This is a genomic window from Paractinoplanes polyasparticus, assembly GCF_019710575.1.
Classification (GTDB): domain Bacteria; phylum Actinomycetota; class Actinomycetes; order Mycobacteriales; family Micromonosporaceae; genus Actinoplanes; species Actinoplanes polyasparticus.
On sequence record NZ_JAHWFK010000020.1, the window covers coordinates 158,493 to 180,542 of the forward strand.

At 70.9% G+C, this 22,050-nt stretch carries 21 protein-coding genes; 12 read left to right on the plus strand and 9 right to left on the minus strand.

Annotation, left to right across the window (positions count from 1 at the left end; translation table 11 throughout):
- Positions 1 to 137 precede the first annotated feature (137 nt).
- Complete coding sequence (locus KXC43_RS21035; protein ID WP_221377806.1) at positions 138 to 977, plus strand: sigma-70 family RNA polymerase sigma factor; 840 nt, start codon at positions 138 to 140, stop codon at positions 975 to 977.
- Between the two features lie 64 nt (positions 978 to 1,041).
- Here the strand turns inward: KXC43_RS21035 and KXC43_RS21040 are convergent, their stop codons facing one another.
- Positions 1,042 to 1,557 (minus strand): hypothetical protein, encoded by a 516-nt coding sequence (locus tag KXC43_RS21040; RefSeq protein ID WP_221377807.1) that lies wholly within the window; start codon positions 1,555 to 1,557, stop codon positions 1,042 to 1,044.
- A gap of 302 nt (positions 1,558 to 1,859) precedes the next feature.
- On the opposite strand from KXC43_RS21040, the gene KXC43_RS21045 reads away from it, so the two are divergent.
- Positions 1,860 to 4,145 carry a HelD family protein gene (locus tag KXC43_RS21045; RefSeq protein WP_308129177.1) on the plus strand — a complete coding sequence of 762 codons (2,286 nt, stop codon included), beginning with the start codon at positions 1,860 to 1,862 and terminating at the stop codon, positions 4,143 to 4,145.
- Positions 4,146 to 4,184: 39 nt separating this feature from the next.
- Here KXC43_RS21045 and KXC43_RS21050 read toward each other — a convergent pair whose 3' ends face one another.
- Positions 4,185 to 5,102: a sigma-70 family RNA polymerase sigma factor gene (locus KXC43_RS21050; protein ID WP_221377809.1), complete on the minus strand. Its 918-nt coding sequence runs from the start codon at positions 5,100 to 5,102 to the stop codon at positions 4,185 to 4,187.
- Between the two features lie 344 nt (positions 5,103 to 5,446).
- On the opposite strand from KXC43_RS21050, the gene KXC43_RS21055 reads away from it, so the two are divergent.
- Positions 5,447 to 5,962 carry a DUF456 domain-containing protein gene (locus tag KXC43_RS21055; RefSeq protein ID WP_221377810.1) on the plus strand — a complete coding sequence of 172 codons (516 nt, stop codon included), beginning with the start codon at positions 5,447 to 5,449 and terminating at the stop codon, positions 5,960 to 5,962.
- Positions 5,963 to 5,970: 8 nt separating this feature from the next.
- Here KXC43_RS21055 and KXC43_RS21060 read toward each other — a convergent pair whose 3' ends face one another.
- Positions 5,971 to 7,215, minus strand: coding sequence for a D-alanyl-D-alanine carboxypeptidase family protein (locus tag KXC43_RS21060; RefSeq protein WP_438870905.1), 1,245 nt, complete (start codon positions 7,213 to 7,215; stop codon positions 5,971 to 5,973).
- The gene (locus KXC43_RS21065; protein ID WP_221377811.1) at positions 7,215 to 7,643 is read right to left on the minus strand and encodes a hypothetical protein; all 429 of its coding nucleotides are present in this window, start codon (positions 7,641 to 7,643) and stop codon (positions 7,215 to 7,217) included. Before KXC43_RS21065 ends, KXC43_RS21060 begins: the two co-directional genes overlap by 1 nt.
- Positions 7,644 to 7,876: 233 nt before the next feature.
- Between KXC43_RS21065 and KXC43_RS21070 the strand changes: the two genes are divergently transcribed.
- On the plus strand, positions 7,877 to 8,230 hold the full coding sequence (locus KXC43_RS21070) for a histone-like nucleoid-structuring protein Lsr2 (RefSeq protein WP_221377850.1): 354 nt from the start codon (positions 7,877 to 7,879) through the stop codon (positions 8,228 to 8,230).
- Positions 8,231 to 8,310: 80 nt separating this feature from the next.
- On the opposite strand, the gene KXC43_RS21075 is transcribed toward KXC43_RS21070, so the two are convergent.
- The 3 genes from KXC43_RS21075 to KXC43_RS21085 form a co-directional block, all read right to left on the minus strand.
- Positions 8,311 to 8,769, minus strand: coding sequence for a MarR family winged helix-turn-helix transcriptional regulator (locus tag KXC43_RS21075; protein WP_221377812.1), 459 nt, complete (start codon positions 8,767 to 8,769; stop codon positions 8,311 to 8,313).
- A gap of 68 nt (positions 8,770 to 8,837) precedes the next feature.
- Entirely contained in the window at positions 8,838 to 9,980 is a 1,143-nt protein-coding gene (locus KXC43_RS21080; protein WP_221377813.1) for a PP2C family protein-serine/threonine phosphatase, read from the minus strand.
- A 92-nt stretch (positions 9,981 to 10,072) separates the two neighbouring features.
- Positions 10,073 to 10,465, minus strand: a complete 393-nt coding sequence (locus tag KXC43_RS21085) for an ATP-binding protein (RefSeq protein WP_221377814.1) — start codon at positions 10,463 to 10,465, stop codon at positions 10,073 to 10,075.
- A gap of 162 nt (positions 10,466 to 10,627) precedes the next feature.
- Here KXC43_RS21085 and KXC43_RS21090 point away from each other — a divergent pair, with 162 nt between their 5' ends.
- Positions 10,628 to 12,478, plus strand: a complete 1,851-nt coding sequence (locus tag KXC43_RS21090; protein ID WP_221377815.1) for a sigma-70 family RNA polymerase sigma factor — start codon at positions 10,628 to 10,630, stop codon at positions 12,476 to 12,478.
- 9 nt (positions 12,479 to 12,487) lie between these two features.
- A complete protein-coding gene (gene fgd / locus KXC43_RS21095; RefSeq protein ID WP_221377816.1) occupies positions 12,488 to 13,486 on the plus strand; it encodes a glucose-6-phosphate dehydrogenase (coenzyme-F420) in 999 nt (332 codons plus the stop codon).
- On the opposite strand, the gene KXC43_RS21100 is transcribed toward fgd, so the two are convergent.
- Entirely contained in the window at positions 13,483 to 14,694 is a 1,212-nt protein-coding gene (locus KXC43_RS21100) for a glycosyltransferase (protein WP_221377817.1), read from the minus strand. The genes fgd and KXC43_RS21100 overlap by 4 nt on opposite strands.
- Before the next feature lie 361 nt (positions 14,695 to 15,055).
- On the opposite strand from KXC43_RS21100, the gene KXC43_RS21105 reads away from it, so the two are divergent.
- From KXC43_RS21105 to KXC43_RS21120, 4 genes are all read left to right on the plus strand, one after another.
- Positions 15,056 to 15,712, plus strand: coding sequence for an HAD family hydrolase (locus tag KXC43_RS21105; RefSeq protein ID WP_221377818.1), 657 nt, complete (start codon positions 15,056 to 15,058; stop codon positions 15,710 to 15,712).
- Positions 15,713 to 15,801: 89 nt separating this feature from the next.
- Positions 15,802 to 17,472 carry a sodium:solute symporter family protein gene (locus KXC43_RS21110; RefSeq protein WP_221377819.1) on the plus strand — a complete coding sequence of 557 codons (1,671 nt, stop codon included), beginning with the start codon at positions 15,802 to 15,804 and terminating at the stop codon, positions 17,470 to 17,472.
- Positions 17,473 to 17,484: 12 nt separating this feature from the next.
- On the plus strand, positions 17,485 to 17,775 hold the full coding sequence (locus KXC43_RS21115; RefSeq protein WP_221377820.1) for a hypothetical protein: 291 nt from the start codon (positions 17,485 to 17,487) through the stop codon (positions 17,773 to 17,775).
- An 87-nt stretch (positions 17,776 to 17,862) separates the two neighbouring features.
- A complete protein-coding gene (locus KXC43_RS21120) occupies positions 17,863 to 18,114 on the plus strand; it encodes a hypothetical protein (protein WP_255644471.1) in 252 nt (83 codons plus the stop codon).
- A 56-nt stretch (positions 18,115 to 18,170) separates the two neighbouring features.
- On the opposite strand, the gene KXC43_RS21125 is transcribed toward KXC43_RS21120, so the two are convergent.
- Positions 18,171 to 19,289: a PQQ-dependent sugar dehydrogenase gene (locus tag KXC43_RS21125; RefSeq protein WP_221377821.1), complete on the minus strand. Its 1,119-nt coding sequence runs from the start codon at positions 19,287 to 19,289 to the stop codon at positions 18,171 to 18,173.
- 78 nt (positions 19,290 to 19,367) lie between these two features.
- Here KXC43_RS21125 and KXC43_RS21130 point away from each other — a divergent pair, with 78 nt between their 5' ends.
- Positions 19,368 to 20,831, plus strand: coding sequence for an alpha/beta hydrolase (locus tag KXC43_RS21130; RefSeq protein WP_308129178.1), 1,464 nt, complete (start codon positions 19,368 to 19,370; stop codon positions 20,829 to 20,831).
- An 11-nt stretch (positions 20,832 to 20,842) separates the two neighbouring features.
- Positions 20,843 to 22,036, plus strand: coding sequence for an MFS transporter (locus KXC43_RS21135; protein ID WP_221377822.1), 1,194 nt, complete (start codon positions 20,843 to 20,845; stop codon positions 22,034 to 22,036).
- Positions 22,037 to 22,050 lie beyond the last annotated feature (14 nt).

Here is a 22,050-nt window from a genome sequence, read left to right on the forward strand (position 1 = left end):
GGTCTTGGCCGGCGTCGATGCCGGGCAGCAAAGCAACCGTTCTGCACCCCCACGAGACCCATTTCGCACTTTATCGGGATCACCTTTCTCCTCAGTGCCGGAAACCCCCCTCCGGCAGGTACGCGAGGAGACCCCCCATGAGCGCTGCCGACCGCCGGCGGGAGGACGTCGTCCAGGCACACATGCCGCTCGTCGGACATCTGGTCCGCGAGATGCTGACGCGGGTCCCGGCCCACGTCAACCGGGACGACCTGCTCTCCGCCGGGTACGCCGCACTGGTACACGCCGCCCGCGGCTACGACGACGCGCGGGGCGTGCCGTTCGCCCGGTTCGCCGCGGCCCGGGTACGCGGCGCGCTGCTCGACGAGCTGCGCGGCCTGGACTGGGCCAGCCGTTCGGTGCGCCAGCGGGCCCGCCGCACCGACACCGCCCGTCAGCAGCTGATCGCCGAGCTGGGCCGCATGCCCACGGTTCGCGAGGTGGCCGACCGGCTCGGCTGCTCCGTCGAGGACATCGAGCACGCCGACGACGACGTCCAGCGGGCCGTGGTGTTCAGCCTGCAGGGCTTCGCGACGGTCGGCGCCGACGACATGGTGACCGAGCCCAGCGCCGGCCCGGAGGAGCTGCTGATCCGGCGCGAGCGGGTCGGTTACCTGCGGGACGCGATCGACGCGCTGCCCGAGCGGCTGCGCGCGGTGGTGCAGGGCTACTTCTTCGAGGAGCGGCCGATGGCCCGCATCGCCGAGGAGCTCGGGGTCACCGAGTCACGCGTGTCACAGTTGCGCGCCGAGGCGCTGACGCTGCTCCGCGACGGCCTCAACACACACCTCGACCCCGCGCTGGCCGCGCAGAACCGGGTCAAGGAGGGCTGTGTGGCCCGCCGTCGCGCCGCCTACTACGACCAGATCGGCAACCGGGGGACGCTGTCGTCCCGGCTCGCCCGGACCGGCCCGGACGGCCTGACCGTCGCCGCCTGAGTTTCACCACGTAGTGAGGGTGCCCGTCGCGGTTCGCGGCGGGCACCCACGTGTTTCCGGGGGACTACTGGTTGGCGCAGGTGCCGGCCTTCTTCTGGGCCGCGATCGCCTTGGCCGCGCCCTGCTTGTAGAGGGCCAGGCCCTCCTTGGCGGGCTCCAGCTTCCAGGCGTCGCCCTCGTAGACCATCGTGTACGACTGCGCCGCCACCAACTGCTTGGCGATGACCACGGCCCGGTCGGCGCCCTCCATGCGGGCGCTGGTGAGCTGGATCGCCAGGCCCTTGCGGGAGCAGGCCTGGTTGAGCTTGACGTAGTCGTCCTTGGTGATTGCGGCCTTGCCCGCGGCCGTGTACATGTCCCAGGCGCCGGCGAAGTCGCCACCGGCGAAGCGGTCGAAGACGGTCTGCGCGGCCGACTTGGCGGCTTCGATGTTCTTGGGCTGAGGGCCGCCCGCGGCCGCCTGGGCCGCGTTGCCGGCCGGCGCCTCGTCGTCGCCGGTGCACGCCGAGGAGAAGGCGAGGGTGGCGACGGCGATGAGGGACAGAGCGGCGAGGCGGCGGATCGGGTGGTTGTCGGTCATGACCGGGTTAATGGGGATCGGCGGTCGTGCGTAACGGCTCGCCGGGAAACCTGACTGATAGGCGACAGTTTTCCGGCGAGCCGTAACCTGTGTCTCCCGCTTTTGTCATGACCGGCCCCGGAGTTGCCGCCGCCGCGACCGGCGCCGGCGTCCTCCACTGCCACGAACAAACTCCGCGGGTGGGGATACGGGGATCGATGCGCTAATCTAAGCGTTTCCCGAGCACAAAAAAGACGCTCATAAAGAGCGTCAGGGCCCGAATTTTAACACAAAGGGGAGTGGCTTTGTCAAGCTCCGCCGCGGTGACGCGAGACGACGACCTCCGTGCCGAACAGGCGTACCTCACCACCCTCTACAAGCGGCTCGACAGCCTGCGTACGCAGGCCGACGACCGTCTCCGGGCGATTCTGCTCGAGGCCGGCGGCACCCCGCAGGGCCGTGCGCAACGTGAGGCAACTCGCAGTCATTACGCCGAACAACTGGCGCAGATGAATGCGGTCGAAAACGGTCTCTGTTTCGGCCGACTCGATTTCGCCGCCGATCAGCCGCGCTACATCGGACGCCTCGGACTGTCGGCCGAGGAACACGATCGTGATCCGCTTCTCGTCGACTGGCGGGCCCCGGCCGCGCGGGCGTTCTATCTGGCCACCGCGGTGTCGCCCGACGGCGTGACCCGGCGGCGCCACCTGCGCACCAAGGGGCGGGTGCTGACCGCCATCGACGACGAGGTGCTCGACATCGAGTCCGGCGCCGCCGGCCGCGAGGACGTGACCGGCGAGGCGGCCCTGCTGTCGGCGCTGACCGCGAACCGCACCGGCCGGATGCGCGACATCGTCGAGACCATCCAGGCCGAGCAGGACGAGGTGATCAGGGCCGGACTCAACGGCGTCATGGTCGTGCAGGGCGGCCCCGGCACCGGCAAGACAGCGGTCGCCCTGCATCGGGCGGCCTACCTGCTCTATACGTACCGTGGGCAGCTGACCAAGCAGGGTGTGCTGATCCTCGGACCCAACCCGACGTTCCTGCGGTACATCTCACAGGTGCTGCCGTCGCTGGCCGAGACCGGGGTGCTGCTCGCGACGCTCGGCGACATGTTCCCCGGCGTACGGGCCCGAGCCGTCGAACCGGCCGCGACCGCCGCCCTCAAGGGCCGCACCGTGATGCTCGACGTGCTGGCCCGCGCGGTCGCCGACTGGCAGACCGTGCCCGCCGATTTCGTCGAGGTCGACCACGACGGCTACCCGCTGCGCATCGAGCGGGCCGTGCTCGAGGACGCGCGGGCCGCCGCCCGCAGGCCCGGCCGCCCGCACAACGTGGCCCGGTCGATCTTCGTCACCGAGGCCATCCACGCGCTCTCCCTGCAGATCGCCGAGCGGATCGGGGCCGACCCCCTGGGTGGCGACAACCTGCTCTCCGAGGCCGACCTGGCCGAGACCCGGCGCGAGCTGCGCGAGGACATCGACGTCCAGCAGGCGCTGTTCGACTTCTGGCCGGTGCTGACGCCGCGCCGGGTGCTGCGCGAACTGCTCAGCGACCCCGACCGGCTCGAGTCGGCCGGCAGCGAGCTCACCGCCGACGAGCGGGCCCTGCTGCTGCGCGGGCCCGACGCCCGCTGGACGCCGGCCGACGTGCCGCTGCTCGACGAGCTGGCCGAACTGCTGGGCGTCGACGACACGCTCAAGGCCCGGCAGGTGGCCCAGGAGCGGCGCGAGGCCATCGAGTACGCGGAGGGTGTGCTCGAGATCGTCGAGGGCTCGCGCTCGCTCGACTTCGAGGACCAGGAGGAGGAGATCCTCTCGGCCACCGACGTCGTGGACGCGAGCGCGTTCGTCGAGCGGCACGAGGTGCTCGACACGCGCACCGCCGCCGAGCGGGCGGCCGCCGACCGTACGTGGGTCTTCGGGCATGTGATCGTCGACGAGGCCCAGGAGCTCTCGCCGATGGCGTGGCGCCTGCTCATGCGGCGCTGCCCGAGCCGCTCGATGACGGTGGTGGGCGACGTCGCCCAGACCTCCGAGCTGGCCGGCACCACCACGTGGGAACAGGTCTTCGAGCCGTTCGTGGCCCAGCGCTGGAACCTGGTCGAACTGACCGTCAACTACCGCACCCCGGCCGAGGTGATGGCGGTGGCGGCCGACGTGCTGGCGGCCGTCGACCCGGCGCTGGAACCACCCCGCTCGGTCCGCACGGCCGGCGTCGACCCGTGGGCCCTGCGGGTGCCGGCCGTCGCGCTGCCGTCCGAGGTGATCGCGGCCGTACGCCTCGAGGCCGCTGAAGCCGGTGCGGGGCGCGTCGCCGTGATCGTCCCCGAGGCCCGCGAGGCCGAGCTCGGCCGCGCGCTGGTCGAGGCCGTCCCCGGCGCGGCCGTGGGGGAGCAGCCCGACCTGCTCAACCAGGTCGTCCTGCTGACCGTGCGGCAGGCCAAGGGCCTCGAGTTCGACGCCGTGATCGTGGTCGAGCCCGACGAGATCATCGCCGAGAGCCCGCGCGGCCTGTCCGACCTCTACGTCGCGGTCACCCGGGCCACCCGCCGGCTCGGCGTGCTGCACACGGCCGATCTGCCCAAGGTGCTCAGCGCGCTCGCATGAAAAAGGGGGCTCGGCGAAAGCCGAGCCCCCTGCGGTCAGTTACGCGGCCGCGACCGGCATGCCCCGGCTGAACGAGGTGTGGCCGTGCGCGTTGGTCATCGCGAGCCGGCTGTGCACCGACGTGCTCTCCGCGATGCTGTTGTAGTAGTTGGCGCGACGCCGCGCGACGATGCTCTCCGGGTTGTCCGGAACCGGCGCCAGCTCGGGGTTCAGGTGGGTGTTCAGGCCATCCTTGAGCAGCGACAGCGCCTCGGCCCGCAGCTGCGACACCCGCGACTCGGTGACACCCAGGTCGGCCGCGATGTCGGCCATCGGGCGCTCGTGCAGGAAGTACTCGGTGATGACGACCTGCAGCCGCTCGGGCAGCGAGCTGATCGCATGGTGCAGGTAGCCGATCTGCTCGCGGCGCAGCAGCATGTCCTCCGGGCCCGGGGTCTTCTCGGTCACCAGGTCGTCGGCGCTGCTGGTGGTGAAGCCCTGCAGCGACAGCACGGTCGCGCGCTGCACGTCGGTGTCGGTCTGCTTGAGGTCGGTGGTCGTGGTGCCGAGGGCCTGGGCCAGCTCGTCGGCGGAGGGCGTGCGGCCCAGCGTGGTGGTCAGCGCCTGACGGGTGGAGTCGGTGGCGCGGGCTTTGGTGCGCACCGATCGGGTCGCCCAGTCGAGGGCGCGCAGCTCGTCCAGGATGGCGCCGCGGATGCGCGTGCCGGCGAAGCGGTGGAACGGGATGCCGCGCTGCGGGTCCCAGCCGCGGGCCGCGGTGACCAGCGCGTGCAGGCCGGCGCTGGTCAGGTCGTCGCGGTGGATGTGGTTCGGGATGCGGCTGAGCATGTCGCGCACCAGGTGGCCGACGAGCGGCATGTGGGTGCGGATGATCTCTTCCTGCTCGGCGGCGGACAGCACCGTCGTGGCGGCGGTGTCGGCAGCGATGTCGGCAACGGTCGTCGCGGTGCTGGTCATGTGATTTCCCCCTGTGGTCGGCGGCCCGTGTGCGGGGCTCTCCGGCGTACACAAGGAGGTTCGGAAGGGGACGGGTCCCGGTGAAGTCGCATCGGGGTGCGCGACAGTTGCTGTTGCTGTTACATGGCGTCGCTTCGCTCCGCGGCGCTCGCCCCTTTGGGGCTGAGGAGGAGGCAGGCGATTTTCCGCCGTCGCAAACCCCGCGACGTCGAAATACCGACTGCCTCCTCCTCAGCGGGGCGATCGCGAGTTCTGGTTGCCTGGGTCATCGGTTTGGCTGTGGGTTGGTTGAGACTTCGGCTTCGTGTCTTTGCGCGCGTGCGCCGGGCTGGCACCTTGGGCGCATGGGTCTGACCGACAGCGGATGGGTGATCAACTTGATCGCCGGCCTGGCGATCGCCGTGGGCGTCGTCGGGGTTGTGGTGCCGGTCCTCCCCGGCCTGCTGCTGAGCTGGGCCGGCGTGCTGTTGTGGGCCGTGCTGGGCGAGGGCAGCGTCGCGGTCCGCTGGCTGACCTTCGGCGTCGCCACCGCCGTGGTGCTGCTGGGCACCCTGATCAAGTACCTGGTTCCCGGACGCCGCCTGAAGAGCGCCGGCGTCCCCAACTCGGCCCTGCTGGCCGGCGGCCTGCTCGGCGTGATCGGCTTCTTCGTGATTCCGGTGATCGGCCTGCCGCTGGGCTTCGTCCTCGGCATCTACCTGGTCGAACGCACGCGCCTGGGCCCCGGCCAGGCCTGGCCCTCGACGAAGCGCGCCCTCGCCGCGGCCGGCATGGCCCTGCTGATCGAGTTCACCGCGGCCCTGGCCGTGGCCGTCATCTGGGTCTTCGGCCTGCTCTGGTCAGGCTGGCAGTTGCCCTGACGACGTGATCAGCTGGTGCGGCGGCCCGGGCGCCGGCGGCGGCGCTGGGTCAGCAGGAGCAGGAGCGGGGTCACGGCCAGCACCAGGGCCACCGTGATTGCCGCGACGAACGACAACGGTTGTGACGAGTCATCGCGATCGGACCGGGTCGCGGCTGCCTGGGGCGTGGCGGGTGCCGGCTTCGGCGTCGGCGCGGCCGGGGCCAGGTCGCCGGGGGCGACGAGCTTGCCCACGGATTCGTCGCGGGGCAGGGCGAAGCCCCAGTCGAGCAGGGCGGCGCCCTGTTGCCAGCCGCGCTGGGGGCGGGCCTCGGCGCCGAGCAGCGTGACCACCAGACGGCGGCCGTTGCGTTCGGCGGCGCCGACGTAACTGTGCCGGGCCACCGTCGTGAATCCCGTCTTGCCGCCGAGCGCACCCGGATAGTTGAAGATCAGTTTGTTTTCGTTCTGGAACTGGAAGCCGCCCTTCTTCAACTTGGGCTGGGCGGGCATCTGCGCGCTTTTCGTCAGTACGTAGCGGCGGAAGTCGGCATTGGCGAAACACACCCGGGCGATCAGAGCCAAGTCGTACGCGCTGGTGAACTGGCCCGGTCCGTCCAGGCCGGACGGGGTGACGGCGTGGGTCTGGTACGCGCCCAGGCGTTTGGCGTTGGCGTTCATCGCCGCCACGGTCTTCGCCACGCCGTCCGGGCCGCCGCCACCGGCCAGCCGGGCCAGCGCGTTGGCGGCGTCGTTGCCCGAGTTGAGCATCAGGCCCAGCCACAGCGTGGAGATCGGGTACTGACCGCCGACGACCAGGCCGACCGCCGAGCTGCCGGGTTCGATGTCGAGGTCGCTGCGGGCGACGGTGATCCGCTGCTTCGGGTCGAGCTTGTCGATCACGGTGGCGGCCAGCAGGGTCTTCTGGACGCTGGCCGGGGTCTGGAAGACGTGCGGGCCGCAGCCGCCCAGCACCTCGCCGGTGTCGAGGTCGGCGACCATCCAGGTGGTGGCCGTGACGGCGGGCGGCTGCCGGGCCCCGGCCGGGATGACCAGGCCGTGGGTGGCCAGCGCGTCGCCGCCGATCGCGCTGCCCACCGGATCGTCCGGCGGCGGCACGGGTCGCGGTGGCCGGTTGGGCGGTGGCGCGACCTTCGGCTTGGGACAGGGAACGTCGACCGCGGCACGCGCCCGGCCCGCCGCGTGCGCGGCGGTGGGGGCGGCGAGGGGGACGATCAGCATGGCCGCGCCCAGCGCAGCCAGGGAGCGGCGGATCAAGGCCAGGAGACTCCCGCCTCGAGACGCTGATCGAGCAGCTGGCGCAGCGGCACCGTCTCGCCGTCACCGCCGCCCGCGCCGACGATCAGCCGGGGCGTGCTCGGGGTCAGCTCGGCCCCGGTGAAGCGGGCCCGCAACGACGCCGGGACGGTCAGCACGTAGTACTCCCCGTCGTCGCCCACGGCGACCGAACGGTTGGACTTCAGATACCAGCCACGCACATGGGTTCGATACGTGGCGCGGCCGTCGAAGGTTCGAGCCATCAGGATATTTGGTGTCAAACCACGCTCGGCGGCCCGGCGCACGAAGTCGTCGATCAGGGCCGACGCCTCGCGGGCCTCGGCGGCCCGGCCGGCCTCGAGCGCGGCGGCGTGACCGGCGATGGCCTGCCGTCGCTGTTCCTGCCAGTCGGCGTCGCGGTCCATGCCAGCGACACTAGGTGATGCCCGGCCGACCGGCCAAGCCGAGCTTTCCCGTGGTGATTCCGGTGAATGTCGCCGGCCATAATTCGCCTTCCGTCTGTTCCGGACCGGCGGACGGGGCGGCCGGATGGGAATTGACGAGGCGAAAGAATGCGAATATGGCCGGGACAGTTGCGCACGAAGGCAGCGGCGCGCAACACTTGGGCGCGGTTGGTCGGATGGACTCGGGAGTCGTCATGGCGCGCCAGGTAATCACCACTCTGATCGACGATCTGGACGGAAAGAAGGCCGATCGCACGGTCGACTTCAGTCTGGACGGCATTAACTACACGATCGACCTTTCCGAGGCCAATGCGGGGAAGCTGCGTAAGGCCCTGGATCCGTACATCAACGCGGGCACCCGGCTCGGCCGCGCGACTGCTCGCGTCTCACCCCGGCGTGCGGGCGCGCCGGCCGGTCGCACGGCCGGCTCGCGCGACGAGAATCGCCAGATCCGTGAGTGGGCGGCGGCCAACGGACATCAGATTTCCGAGCGCGGCCGCATTCCACAGAGCGTGACGCAGGCATACCGCGCAGCGAACGGTCACTGACCCGCCGCCGGCGGCGAATTGCGTCCCGGCCGGAGGAAAAGCGGGGCCGGGCAATGGCAGCTGCCCGGAAAGTAAAGCTTTCAGGCCGTCCGCAAGGTCTCGTTCCCGACCTCGCCGCCGGCCGCGTCGGCAAAGGCGCGCAACGCGTGCACGAGCTCGTGGCGGTCGGTGGCCGACATGCGGCCGAGCACGTCGGCCAGGGCCTGCCGGCGGCGCTCCCGCAATTCGTCGAGCAATTTGCGCGCGGACGGGGTGAGCAGCAGCCGCACCTCCCGACGGTCGCGCGGGTCGGGCACCCGGCGCAGCAGCCCGGTGGCCTCGAGGCGGTCACACAGCCGGCTCGCCGACGACGGCACCACTTCGAGCGCCTCGGCGAGCCGGCTCATGTTCGTGTGCTGGTTCTGCGCGACGATCGTCAGCACTCGCAACTGAGCGGGCGGCACGCCCGGATTCTGCGCCTGGTCGGCGCCGTCGAGCACGGCCACCAGCGCGCCGACCGACGACTCGACGGAGGCGGCGACGTCGGTGACCCGATCCATGGCGGCTGTTTTCCTGTCCGTCGGACGTATTCGGTTACGCAGTGGCCCCTACCCGCCCGCGGCCGAATTCATGCCGTCCGGCGGAGCCAATCGAGACAGACGATCACTGCGTCGTCCGCTGCTTCGGCGCCGGCGTGGTAGTCGCGCAACGCGCGGATCACCGTACCCACCGCCTCGGTCGGGGGCTGCAGCCGCGTCCGGCGCAACGCGCTGAGCAGGCCGGAGTCGCCGTACGGGGGCTTGCCGCCGGGCGTTGCCGCGTGTACGCCGTCGCTCACCACGAGCAGGCGGTCGCCCGGCTCGAGCTGGAACTTCTGCGTCTCGTAGCGGCTGTCGCCGAACATCCCGAGCGGCAACTGCTGTTCCAGGCTGACCGGACGGATGTCGCCGTCGCGGGCGATCAGGGCCTTCGGCGAGCCGGCGTCCACCGCCTCGACGGTGCCGCCGGTCAGGTCGATCTCGAGCAACAGGGTGGCCAAGTGCGACTTGCCGCCGTAGCGCGAGTAGACGGCGTCCGAGGCGAGTTCGGACTGTTCGACGATGTTGGCCCCGGAGCGCCGGGCGTTGCGCATGGCGTTGACCGCGACCGTCGTCAGCAGGGCGGCCTCGATGCCGTCGCCGTCGCCGTTGAGCACGGTGAGGGTGAGCCGGTCGCCGGTGACGGACCAGTCGTAGTGGTCGCCGTACATGGCGTACGCCGGGTCGAGCTGACCGGCCAGGCGGAACCGTTCGCCGGCGAGCGAGCGGCCGGGCAGAAGTTCCCACTGCAACTCGGCGGCCATGGTCAGGCGCTGCCGCCGCGCCACCTGGCGGTAGCGGTCGGTGTCCTTGTCGGCGGCGCGCAGGGCGATGGCCAGCTCGTCGGCCACCGAGGCGAGCTCGGCCAGCGTCTCCCGGTCGGGAGTGCTGGTGAACCGGACGTACAGGACGCCCAGCCGGTCGCCCCACGTCGTGAGCGGCAGCAGCACGGTGCCCGTGCCGTTGTCGGTGACCGGCTGCTGGCTGCCGAAACAGCGCTGCGCGAGCGGGCCGCCGGCCGCGGCCTCGGGGTCGATGACCGGCCAGAGCGCGGTCATGGTCAGGTCGCTCAGAAACAGTTCCACGTCGTCGACGGGAAACCAGGTGCGCAGATGCTGGGCCACCACCTCGGGAAGTCGGTCGGGTGGCGCTGCGCGCAGGAACGTGCCGACGAAAGCCGGACGTACGGACACTCGATCTCCTCTCCGCGAAGACGTGGGCAGGGCAATAGTTGCCGAAGAGCAAGCATCATATGCGGTGCTCCCGGGACTCCGGCACCAGGTGCCTAGGCGAATGACTTCTCGAAGTGGATCAAGCTGCCGCTCCTCGGCACGGAGTGCATGCGGACGTTCTCGCCCAGAGCCTTGATCAGCTCCAGCCCCCGGCCGCTCTCGCTCCCGGCTTTCGACGGTCCGACCTGGTCCGGATCGAATCCGGGGCCGTTGTCGAGCACGTCGATCGAGCAGTGGCCGTCGCCGACGTCCAGGCAGACCTCGAACATGTCGGTGCCGGTCGCATGCCGGACGACGTTCGAGCAGGCCTCGGTGACCGCGATCTCGAGGTCGTCCTGGGCCTCGTGGTCGACGCGCAGCACGGCGAGGGTGGAACGCAGCAGCCGGCGGACGGTGGGCACACTTCCCGCTTCACGGGGCAGATCCAGCCGGACTGTCATACGCATGGTCCTGTGGTGCCCGCTCCGCCCGGCTGCTAATCGTGGCCTGCGGCGCACCGCCTCATCCGATCATCACGAAAATACGTGTTATCCAGTGGTGGCACGGACGTCTCCCTTCCCGTGGCCGGTTGGCCATCGGTATGGGAGTCCCCTCGGGAAGGTTGGACAATGGCGGAACAACCCGACATCACGGTCGTGATCGCCGCGCGCGCCGGCGATCCGGTGGCGGTCGACCGGCTGGTGGCCGGCTACCTGCCGCTGGTCTACACGATCGTCGGGCGGGCGCTCGAGGGTCACGCCGACGTCGACGACGTGGTGCAGGACGTCATGCTGCGCGTGTTGCGCAACCTGGGCGACCTGCGCGAGCCCGAGGCGTTCCGGTCGTGGCTGGTGGCCATCACCGTGCGGCAGGTGCGCGAGCGCTTCCGGGCCCGCCGCGGCGCCCCCGAGCCGCTTCTGCATGAGGACGTCCGCGATCCCGGCGCCGACTTCACCGATCTGGCGATCACCCGGCTCGAACTCAGCGGCCAGCGCCGCGAGACCGCCGAGGCCACCCGCTGGCTCGACGAGGACAACCGCGAACTGCTGTCGCTGTGGTGGCTGGAGGCCTCGGGCGAGCTGACCCGCGACGAGATCGTCGAGGCCACCGAGGTGACCCGCCAGCACGCCGCCGTCCGCATCCAGCGCATGAAGGGCCAGCTCGAGACGGCCCGGGTCGTGGTGCGGGCGCTCACCGCCAGCCCGCCCTGCGCCGAGCTGCAGATGATCACCGTCGAGTGGGACGGGCGGCCCAGCCCGCTCTGGCGCAAGCGCATCGCCCGGCACACCCGCGAGTGCCGCTCCTGCTCACCCTCCTGGAACGGTCTGGTCGCGGCCGAGCGCCTGCTGGCCGGCATGGCCCTGGTCCCGCTGCCCGCCGGCCTGTTCGGGAAGGGCGCGCTGGCCTCGCTCGGCGCGGCCAAGGCCGGCGCGATGGCCGGCGCCGCGAAGACCGGCACCGCGATCAGCGCCAAACACGTCGCGGCCAAGGTCGGCTTCAGCCTTTCCCGCAAGGTGCTCACGGCCGCGCTGTCGACCACCGCCGTCGCCGGTGGGGCCGCCGCCGTGGTGGTCACCCAGCAGTCCGGCCCGCCGCCGGTCACCACCGCAGCTGTGGTCGCGCCGCCCAGGGCGACTCCCACGAGCGCCGCGCCGGTCCCGTCGAAGAAGCCCACGCCGAAGCCGACGACGCAGAAGCCCAAGCCCAAGCCGACCACCAAGGCGCCGGTAGTGATCACCGCCAAGGCGAGCAAGAAGAAGGGCGTCGGGGTCTGGGAATTCGCCCCGGCCAAGGCGGCCCTCGACGACGTCGGCGCGGGCTGGTACTACAACTGGTCGTCCACCAACCGCAGCATGCCCGGGCCGGCCGACGTCGAGTTCGTGCCCATGATCTGGGGTCAGAAGAACGTCACCGACGCCACCCTGGCCGAGGCGAAGAAGGAGGGCGACGTCCTCCTCGGGTTCAACGAGCCCGACATGGGCGGTCAGGCCGACATGACGGTCGAGGCCGCTCTCGACGCGTGGCCCCGGCTCCAGTCGACCGGCCAGCGATTGGGGAGTCCGGCGGTCGCGTTCGGCGGCGACACCAAGGGCGGCTGGCTCGACCGGTTCATGACCGGCGCGAAGCAGAAGGGCTACCGCGTCGACTTCATCACCTTGCACTGGTACGGATCCGACTTCTCCGGCGCGGCCGTCGATCAGTTCCTCGGTTATGTCGACGCCGTGCACAAGCGCTACAACAAGCCGATCTGGGTCACCGAGTACGGCCTGATGAACTTCAGCGGCACGCCGAAATACCCGACGCAGGCTCAACTGGTCACCTTCATCGACGGCAGCACCAAGGGCATGCAGAAGCGGTCGTTCGTCGAGCGTTACGCCTGGTTCGGTCTGCCTGCCGTGGGCGACAGCGTCGATTTCGGCCTGTACAAGGACGGGAACAGCCCGACCGAGGCCGGGAAGGCGTACAAGGCAGCGGGTTAAGGTCGCATCATGATTCGGTTCGGGTACAAGGCTTCGGCGGAACAGTTCCCGCCGGTGGAACTCCTCAGATACGGCGTGCTGGCCGAGGAACTGGGCTTCGACTCGGTCTTCGTGAGCGACCACCTCCAGCCGTGGCGGCACGACGGCGGGCACGCCCCCGCCGCGCTGCCATGGCTGGGCGCGCTGGCCGCCCGCACCGAGCGCATTCTGATCGGCACCAGCGTGCTGACCCCGACGTTCCGGTACCACCCGGCCGTGGTCGCGCAGGCCTTCGCCACGCTCGGCTGTCTCGCGCCGGGCCGGGTCATCCTCGGCGTCGGCTCGGGTGAGTCGCTCAACGAGGTGCCGCTGGGACTCGAGTGGCCCGACGGCAAGGAGCGGTTCGCCCGCCTCAAGGAGGCCGTTCTGCTGATCCAGAAGCTCTGGACGGAAGACCGGGTGACCTACGAGGGTCAGTTCTACAAGACCGAGAACGCCACCATCTACGACAAGCCCGAGACGCCGGTCCCGATCTACATCGGCGCCTCCGGCCCGGCCGCCACGCGGCTGGCCGGCCGCATCTCGGACGGCTTCATCACCACCAGCGGCAAGGGCCACGCGCTCTATACCGACACGTTGCTTCCCGCCGTGCGCGAGGGGGCCGAGAAGGCCGGTCGCAAGATCGACGACCTCGACCTGATGATCGAGGTCAAGGTCAGCTTCGACGACGACTACGACAAGGCGCTCAACGACACCCAGCACTGGGGTGCGCTGGCCCTCTCGCCCGACGAGAAGACCGGGGTGGAAGACCCGATCGAGATGCAGCGGCTCTCCGACGCCCTGCCGGTCGAGCGCACGGCCAGCCGGTGGATCTGCTCGTCCGACCCCGACGAGCACCTGGGCAAGGTCGTCGAGTACCTCGACATGGGCTTCAAGCACCTGGTGTTCCACGCGCCCGGCCCCGACCAGGAGCGCTTCCTGCGCCTCTACTCCGAGCGCATCCTCCCGGAGCTGCGCAACCGCGCTTAGAGCGGGGGCTTCTTCACCGAGCGGAGGCGGGCGCGGCGGCCGGTGGCCGCGCCCGCGCCCTCGCCGTTGATCACGCGCAGGTCGGGCTGGGACTGGCGGAAGCCCGCGATGCGGCGTCGCCGCGAGCCGATCTCCGGGCGGAACGAGGGCTGGGTCGTGCCGCCTTCCGGCCACGGCGCCGAGCCGGGCCGGGGCTGGGTGTCGGGGCCCCCGAGCCGTTCCGGATGGCCGTCGCGCCACACCGGCGGAGCGGCGTTCGGCAGCTGGTGCGCGCCGGTCGCCCCGCGCCCGTACGACGCCCACAGCGGGCGGACAGTGCGGCGATCGGTCTGGTCCCAGCCCTTGGCGCCGGTGAACCGGCGAGCGGGTTCGCTCGTCTGCCTTTCGGCCGCGAGGGCCTGGACGGCGCGGCGGTCGAGAGCTCGTCGTCCCACGCCCGTCTCGCTGGTCTTCCGCAGCCGGGGGTCCCGCTCATCGAGGAGCGGCAGCGGATTGAGGACGGGCAGCGAACGTGGGGCGTGCGGCCGCGGGGCGCCAGTCGCGTGGCGTCCGCCCGTATTCCGCTCGCGCCATGCCGTCCGCAGCCAGTGGTGCAGCCGGGGACGGTCGGACCGCAGCGTCCGGCGGATCGGCGGGAAGGCGACGCTGGCGACCTCGGCGACACGCAGGCCGCGCACCGCGGGCCGCAACGCCAGCAGCGGCCCGACCTCCGGTCCCGCGCCCCATGAGGCGCCGGCCGTAGCGCCGGGCGTTGGGTCGGGCAGGCCGAGGTCCGGCACGGTGTCGCGCCAGAACGCCGCGTACCCGAAACCGGGGTCGGTGCGGCGGGTGCCCAGCAGCGTGTTGAGGCACCAGATCAGCAGCAGGTTGGCCCAGCGGCGGAACCGGCCGCCGGTCAGGTCGCGCCCGCCGGCCGAGTAACGCGAGCCCAGGGCCACGTCGGCCCCGCCGACCAGCGCGGCCACGAACCGGGGGATCTCGGCCGGGTCGGTCGAGCCGTCCCCGTTGAGGGTGACCACCACGTCGCCCCGGGTCACGCCGACGCCGGCGGCCAGCGCGTTGCCGGCTCCGGCCGAACCGGGCCGTACGAGGATCGCGCCCGGCTGCTCGGGCAGGGCGCTGTCGATGTCCACCACGACGATCTCGTCCACTCCGGGCATTCCGCGCAGCATCAGGTGCAGCGCCGCGGGATCGCGGACGGGGATCACAACGCTTACAGAGGGTGACTCTGTTCGGCGCCGGTTCGTCGCTGCGGAAGGCGGCGAAGGAAGCATGGCGGTGCTCCTCAGGCTGGTTTCTGATCAAGGAAACTACCGGTCGGCAACCGAACAGCAACTCACCGAAACGGTGGAGGGGTACACCCGCCCGTCGGGTCCGGGCGGACCGAATGGCCCCGGATCGCCGCTACGCTGCGTACGGGAATGGGGGTTTCGAGGTAGGGTTTGGTCGGTTGCGGGATATGTCCCGGTCGACCCGGAAGGGAACCTCGTGCGGCCTGCGTAGGGTGTGGCAGACCGAGCAGTTCCGATCTTCGCCGAGATTTGTCGCGGCCGTGGAGGCGTTCTGAGCATGGGCATCGAGGCGGTCGTCTTCGACCTGGACGGCGTGATCATCGACTCCGAGGAGGTCTGGGAGGAGGTCCGGCGCGGCTACGTGGCCGAGTACGACCGCGAATTCCTTCCCGACACTCAGGACCGCATGATGGGGATGAGCACCCCGGAATGGTCCGGGCACCTGGCGAACGAGGTGGGCGTTCCGCGTACGCCCGAGCAGGTCGCCGCCGATGTGCTGGGCCGGATGGCCGAGCGCTACCGCACCGCGCTGCCGGTGATCCCCGGCTCGGTCGAGGCCGTACGCCGTCTCGGCACCCGCTTCCCCCTCGGCCTGGCCAGCTCGTCGGCCCGCATCCTGATCGACCAGGTGCTCGAGACGGCCGGCCTGACCGACGCCTTCCGGGTCACGCTCTCCACCGAGGAGGTGCCTCGCGGGAAGCCGTACCCCGACGTCTACCTCACCGCCGCCGAGAAGCTCGGCCTGAGCCCGGCCGTCTGTGCCGCCGTCGAGGACTCGAGCAACGGGCTGCGCTCGGCGGCCGCCGCCGGGCTGGCCGTCATCGCCGTCCCGCACGGCGTGTATCCGCCCGCGTCCGACGCGCTCGCCCAGGCGTCGCTGGTCGTCCGGAACATCGCCGAACTCACCGCGGAGACGATCGACACACTCCGGTGATTCGTCACCGTTAATGCGCCGGACACATTCAGGTGTGAAAGATTCTCGCCCCGGGTAGGTGGCGGGCGACTTTCCCTTGGAGGTGGCCTGTGGCGCTTGCCGCGGAGAGCGGGCTGAGGCTCGATCTCGACATCATCGACTACCTGATCCTGATCCTCTACTTCGGCACCGTCCTGGGTGTCGGCTTCGCGGCACGAAGAGCGATCAAGACCAGCGCCGACTTCTTCCTCTCCGGGCGGTCGCTGCCGGCCTGGGTGACCGGCCTCGCGTTCGTCTCGGCCAACCTGGGCGCGCTGGAAATCCTCGGCATGGCCGCCAACGGCGCCCAGTACGGCCTGCTCACGCTGCACTACTACTGGATCGGCGCGGTGCCGGCCATGGTGTTCCTCGGCATCGTCATGATGCCGTTCTACTACGGCTCCAAGGTGCGCAGCGTCCCCGAGTTCCTGAAGCGGCGCTTCAACAAGCCGACGCACATCTTCAACGCGATCAGCTTCGCCGTCGCGCAGGTCCTCATCGCCGGCGTCAACCTCTTCGCGCTCGCGCTGATTCTGGACGCCCTGCTCGGCTGGGAGCTCTGGGTTTCGATCCTCGTGGGCGCCGCGATCGTGCTGACCTACATCACGATCGGTGGCCTCTCGTCGGCGATCTACAACGAGGTGCTGCAGTTCTTCGTCATCCTGGCCGGCCTGATCCCGCTCACGATCATCGGTCTGGTCAAGGTCGGTGGCATCGACGGGCTGTTCGAGAAGGTGCGGCAGGGCCCGCTCGGTGAGGCCGCTCTGCACACGTGGTCGAACACGGGCAGCAGTGCCGACAACCCGCTCGGCGCCAACTGGATCGGCATCCTCTTCGGCCTGGGCTTCGTGCTGTCGTTCGGCTACTGGACGACCAACTTCGCCGAGGTGCAGCGCGCGCTGTCCGCCAAGAACATGAACGCCGCCCGCCGTACCCCGATCATCGCGGCCTTCCCGAAGCTGCTGATCCCGGGCGTGACGGTGATCCCGGGTCTGATCGCTGCGGTGACGATCGCCGGCCTGGGCGCCAAGGACGGCGACCTCCAGTACAACAACGCGATCCCCTTGCTGATGGAGGATCTGCTGCCCAACGGCGTGCTGGGCGTCGCGGTCACCGGTCTGCTGGCCTCGTTCATGGCCGGCATGGCGGCCAACGTCAGCGGCTTCAACACCGTCTTCACGTACGACATCTGGCAGGCCTACATCAAGAAGGGCCGCAGCGACGACTACTACCTGCGGATCGGCCGCTACGCCACGATCGGCGGCGTGATCATCGGTATCGGCACGGCGTTCATCGCCTCCGGTTACGGCAACATCATGGAGTACATCCAGCAGCTGTTCTCGCTGTTCAATGCGCCGCTGTTCGCCACCTTCATCGTCGGCATGTTCTGGAAGCGGATGACCCCGTGGGCCGGCTTCTGGTCGCTGGTGCTGGGCTTCCTCGCCTCGCTGACGCTCTACGTGGCCTACCTGACCGACGCGATCACGTTCAACTCGGCGCTGGAGCAGAGCTTCTGGGGCGCCGGTGTGGCCTTCGTGACCGCGGTCGTCGTGGCCATCGCGGTCACCTTCTTCACGCCTTCCAAGCCCGAGGACGAGCTGCGCGGTCTCGTCTACGGTCTCGGCGGCACCAGCAACGGCACGGTGATCGTCTCCGGCGAGAAGGTCTGGTGGCGCAACCCCGTCGTGCTCGGCACGATCGCCGTCGTGCTGGCCATCGCCCTGTACATCCCGGTCTGGTAAGGAGGCCCCGACATGGCAGACAACGACCAGGTCGACGAGAAGAAGTTGTCGGCGGCGGCACGGCTCTTCGACGTACGGCGGGTGATCGGCGGATTGTTCGTCGTCTACGGCGTGATCGTCACGGTGGTGGGCATCTTCGACACCCAGGCCGAGATCGACAAGGCCGAGGGCGTCCGGATCAACCTGTGGATGGGCATCGGCATGCTCGTGCTGGGGTTGCTCTTCCTGCTGTGGCTGCGGCTCAACCCGCCCGAGCCGCCCGACCCGTCGGACATCGACGACGAGCGGCCCCCGGCCGACTGATGGCCGGGGCGGTGTGACCCGGTAGCCATCGGGTTGCACCGCCCCCCGGAATCTCGACTCACGGCCGGGGCAACCGATACCCGTGGCATGGAAGCCATCGCCCCCATCAGCAACGCCAGGTCGGGCGGTTACCGTACCGCCGGCTGGCAACAGCAGATCCGTGTCGACTACGTCGTGAACAAGATCATGCAGACCCATCGGGGTCACCATGAGGATCAGGTCGCTCAGGCCATCAACGACCAGCTCCGCGCCGTCGGCGTGGTGCCCAACGGCCGCCAGATCGCCCAGTACGCCGCGGCGATCTCGGCCCTGCCCGAACTGCCGCCCAACAACAAGTAGCGAGTGGCCCGGTCCGGTGACCGGGCCACTTCTCATACGAGGCGGCGAATCTTCTCTTACGAGGCGGCGAACCGCAGGATCTTGTCGTCGTCCTCGCGCGGGTCGCCCCGGCCGTCACGGTTCGAGGTGGTGACCCAGAGCGCGCCGTCGGGCGCCACTGCCACCGTACGGAGCCGGCCGTACTCGCCGTTGAGCTCGGCCTCGGGCTCGCCGCCGCCCAGCGGGACCGTCCACAACCGCTCGCCGCGCAGACCGGCCACGTACAGCGTGTCGCCGGCGACCGCCGCCCCCGACGGGGAGGCCTCGTCGGTGCTCCACTGCACGAGCGGGTCGACGTACCTGCTGTTGCCCTCCTTGCCCTCGGCCTCGGGCCAGCCGTAGTTCCGGCCGGGCTCGATGACGTTGACCTCGTCCCACGTGTTCTGGCCGAACTCGATGCCGTACATCTTCTTGTCCGGTCCCCAGGCCAGGCCCTGCACGTTGCGGTGGCCCAGCGACCAGACCCGCGAGCCCTCGTCGGGGTTGCCGGGCGCCGCCCGGCCGTCCCGGGTGATCCGCAGGATCTTGCCGTTGAGGTCGTCGCGGTCCTGCGACTCGCTGCCGTTGCCGGCGTCGCCCGTGCCCACGTACAGGAAGCCGTCGGGCCCGAAGGCCAGGCGCCCGCCGTTGTGGATGCCGGCCTTGTCGATGCCGTCGAGGATGATCCGGGGCTTGCCGCCCAGCCGGAACTGGATGATCCGGTTGTCGCCGGACGCGGTGAAGTAGGCGTACACGTATTTGTTCTGCGCGTACTCCGGGTCGACGGCGATGCCGAGCAACCCGCCCTCGCCGCCCGCGTCGACCCCGTCGACCTGGTGGACACGCTCCGGCTCGCCGCCGCCGGTCGGAATCCGCAGGATGTCGCCGCTGTCGCGCTCGCTCACCAGGGCCGAGCCGTCGGGCAGGAACGCCAGCCCCCATGGCGCCTCGAGCCCGCTCACGATCGTCTGCGGCTTACCGAGATCAGGCGACTTCGCCGCGGTCGCGGTGGCGGACGGGGACGCGGCGGCCGACGAGGGCGGCGGAGCAAACGTGGTCTCGCCGCGGGGCGTGGCCGCCTCGCCGTCGGAGCAGGCGACCAGGAGGAACGTGCCGGCCGCGGCGAAGACGAGACGTGTCCGGGCAACGGGTTTCATCGCCCAACGGTGCCACGGCACGCTGAACTTCACCTGATTACCGCACTCATGATCTTCGTGGCGGCCAGGATGGGCGGGGTGCGAGCTCTCCCGGCCGCGGCCGTCGCGGTGGTCACCCTGCTGGCGTACGGGGCCCTGCCCGCCCACGCCCGTCCGGCGGCCCCGAGGATCGCGTGGGCCGCCTGCCCCGAGGACGCGCAGGTGCAGTGCGGCACGATCAAGGTTCCGGCCGACCACGCCCGCCCGACCGGCCCGGCGATCACGCTGACCATGGCGCGCCGCCCGGCCGGCGACCCTGCCCGCCGGATCGGCACGCTGCTGGTCAACCCGGGCGGACCGGGCGGATCGGCCGTCGACTTCACGTTGAACGCCGGCTCGTTCTTCGGCGCGGAGGTCCGCGAGAGGTTCGACATCGTCGGGATGGATCCGCGCGGGGTGGGGCGCAGCTCGCCCGTGCTCTGCTCGCGCGACCTGATCGACACGCAGCCGTCCGTGCTGATCGAGTCGGAGCAGCAGTACGCCGCCATGCTCGCGTACAACCGCAAGCTGGCCGCCGACTGCGCCGCCCGCAGCGGCCCGGTCTTCGGCCACGTCGACACGGCCGCCGTCGTGCGCGACCTGGACACCGTCCGCGGGGCCCTGGGCGAGCGGAAGATCACCTTCTACGGCGCCTCCTACGGCACGCTGATCGGCCAGCAGTACGCCGAGCGCTACCCCGACCGGCTGCGCGGCCTGGTGCTCGACGGCGTGATGGACCACAGCGCCGATCTCGACCGCTTCCTCGTGCAGGAGACCGCGGCCGCGCAGGACTCGTTCGGCGAGTTCGTGAAGTGGTGCGCCCGCGACCACAAGTGTGTGCTGCGCGGTCAGAACATTCCGAAGCTCTTCGTCGCCGCGATGGCCCGGGCCCGGGCCGGTCAGCTGATCAACCCGTACGACCCGCCCAACAAGCTCGGCGTCGCCCAGCTGACCATGGCCGCGTTCACCGCGTTCTACGACCCCCAGTGGTACTCGTTCGCCTACTACCTGCGCGACGCGATGATGACCGGCCGCCGGGCTGCTCCGAGGGCCGCGCCGCCGGTCGACCTCATCGACCACAGCTTCGCGCCGGTCTTCTGCGAGGACTGGCGCTTCCCGGTCTCCGGCTACGCCGACCTCCAGCGCCGCCTGCGGACGCCGGCCGCCTCCGCGCCGCAGATGCTGGTCTCGCCGCTCGCCATGACCGCTGTCGCGAGTTGCCTGGGCTGGCCGTCGCCACCGGACAACCCGCAGCGCCCGGTGCCGCCGCTGACCGGCCCGGCGTCGGCGCTGCTGGTCAACTCGGTGCACGACCCGGCCACCGCCTACGCGTGGGCGCAGCAGGTGACCGCGCGGCTCGGCCCGTCGGCTCGGCTGCTCACCTACGACGGCTGGGGTCACGTCGTCTACAACAAGAGCCCGTGCGTGTCCGCCGCGGTCGACCGGTATCTGCTCACCGGAGTGCCGGTGGCGGCCGGCACGCGCTGCCCGGCGGTCGAGCCGCCTCCGTTCGGCGTCGGGTAGCTTCTGCTCACGTGTCGTCCTCTCTCGTCCTGGGCCGCTATCTGGGCGTGGCGGTCTGTGCCCGCCTGGCCGACGAGGGCGCCCGGGTGGCGATCCTGCTGCTCGTGCTCGACCGCACCGGCAGCACCTCGCTGGCCGGCGGGCTGATCGCGGCGCTGATGGTGCCGCACGTGCTGGCGGCGCCGCTCGTCGGCTCGCTCGCCGACGCGGCCCGCAGTCGTCGCCTGCTCTATGCGGTCGCCTACCTCACCTACGCCGCCTGTCTGGGCGCCGCCGCGCTGCTGGTGGGCCGGTCCACGGCGGGAGCGGTGGCGGCGCTGATCGTGGCCGGCTGCGTCGCCCCGCTGCTGATCGGCGGCCTGAGCAGCCTGCTCGGCGACCTCGTGCCGGGGCGGCTGGAGCGGGCCTTCGGACTCGACGTGATGTCGTACAGCGTGGCCGGGATCGCCGGGCCGGCCCTGGCCGCGGTGCTGGCCGGGCTGGCCGGGGCCGCCTGGGCCACGGCCGGACTGGCCTCGCTGGTGGTGGTCTCGGCGGCGCTGGTGATCACGCTGCCGTTGCCGGTGGGCACGGGGTCGCGCCGGCTCGCCTCACCGTTCGCGGCGCTCGGGCTGATGTGGCGGCGCCCGAGGCTGGGCGCGGTCACCGCCGGCACGGTCTTCAGCATGGTCGGCGTCGGCGCCCTGCCGCTGGTGGCGGCCCTGCTCGCGGCGCAGCAGAACCAGCCCGAGCTGACCGGCGTGATCCTGTCGGCGGGCGCGGCCGGCGGGCTGGCCGGCTCGCTGCTGTTGACCCGCTGGCCGATCCGCCGGTGGCGGCCGGAGTGGGTGGTGGCTGTCTCGCTGGGTCTCAGCGCGGTGCCGCTCCTGATCCTGGTCTTCCTGCCCGGCGGCTGGATCGGCCTGCCGTTCTTCGCGCTCGCCGGCGGGCTGGGCGTCCCGGTGTCGGTCGCGGTCTTCGCCGTCCGCGACCAGGAGTCCCCGCCCGGCGTCCGAACGCAGGTGTTCACGCTCGGCGCCGGGCTCAAGGTCACCGCGGCTGCGGCCGGGGCCGCCGGGGCCGGGCTGGCGGCGGGGCTCGGCGCCCCCGCTCTGCTCGCCGCGGTGGCGGCCTGCCAGTTGCTGGGTGCGATCGCCGTCGTTCTTGTGTGCCGCGTCACTCCGGCGACCGAACCGGCGGATAGTATCGTTAGCCAGGCTAACTAGATCGTCACCTCAGG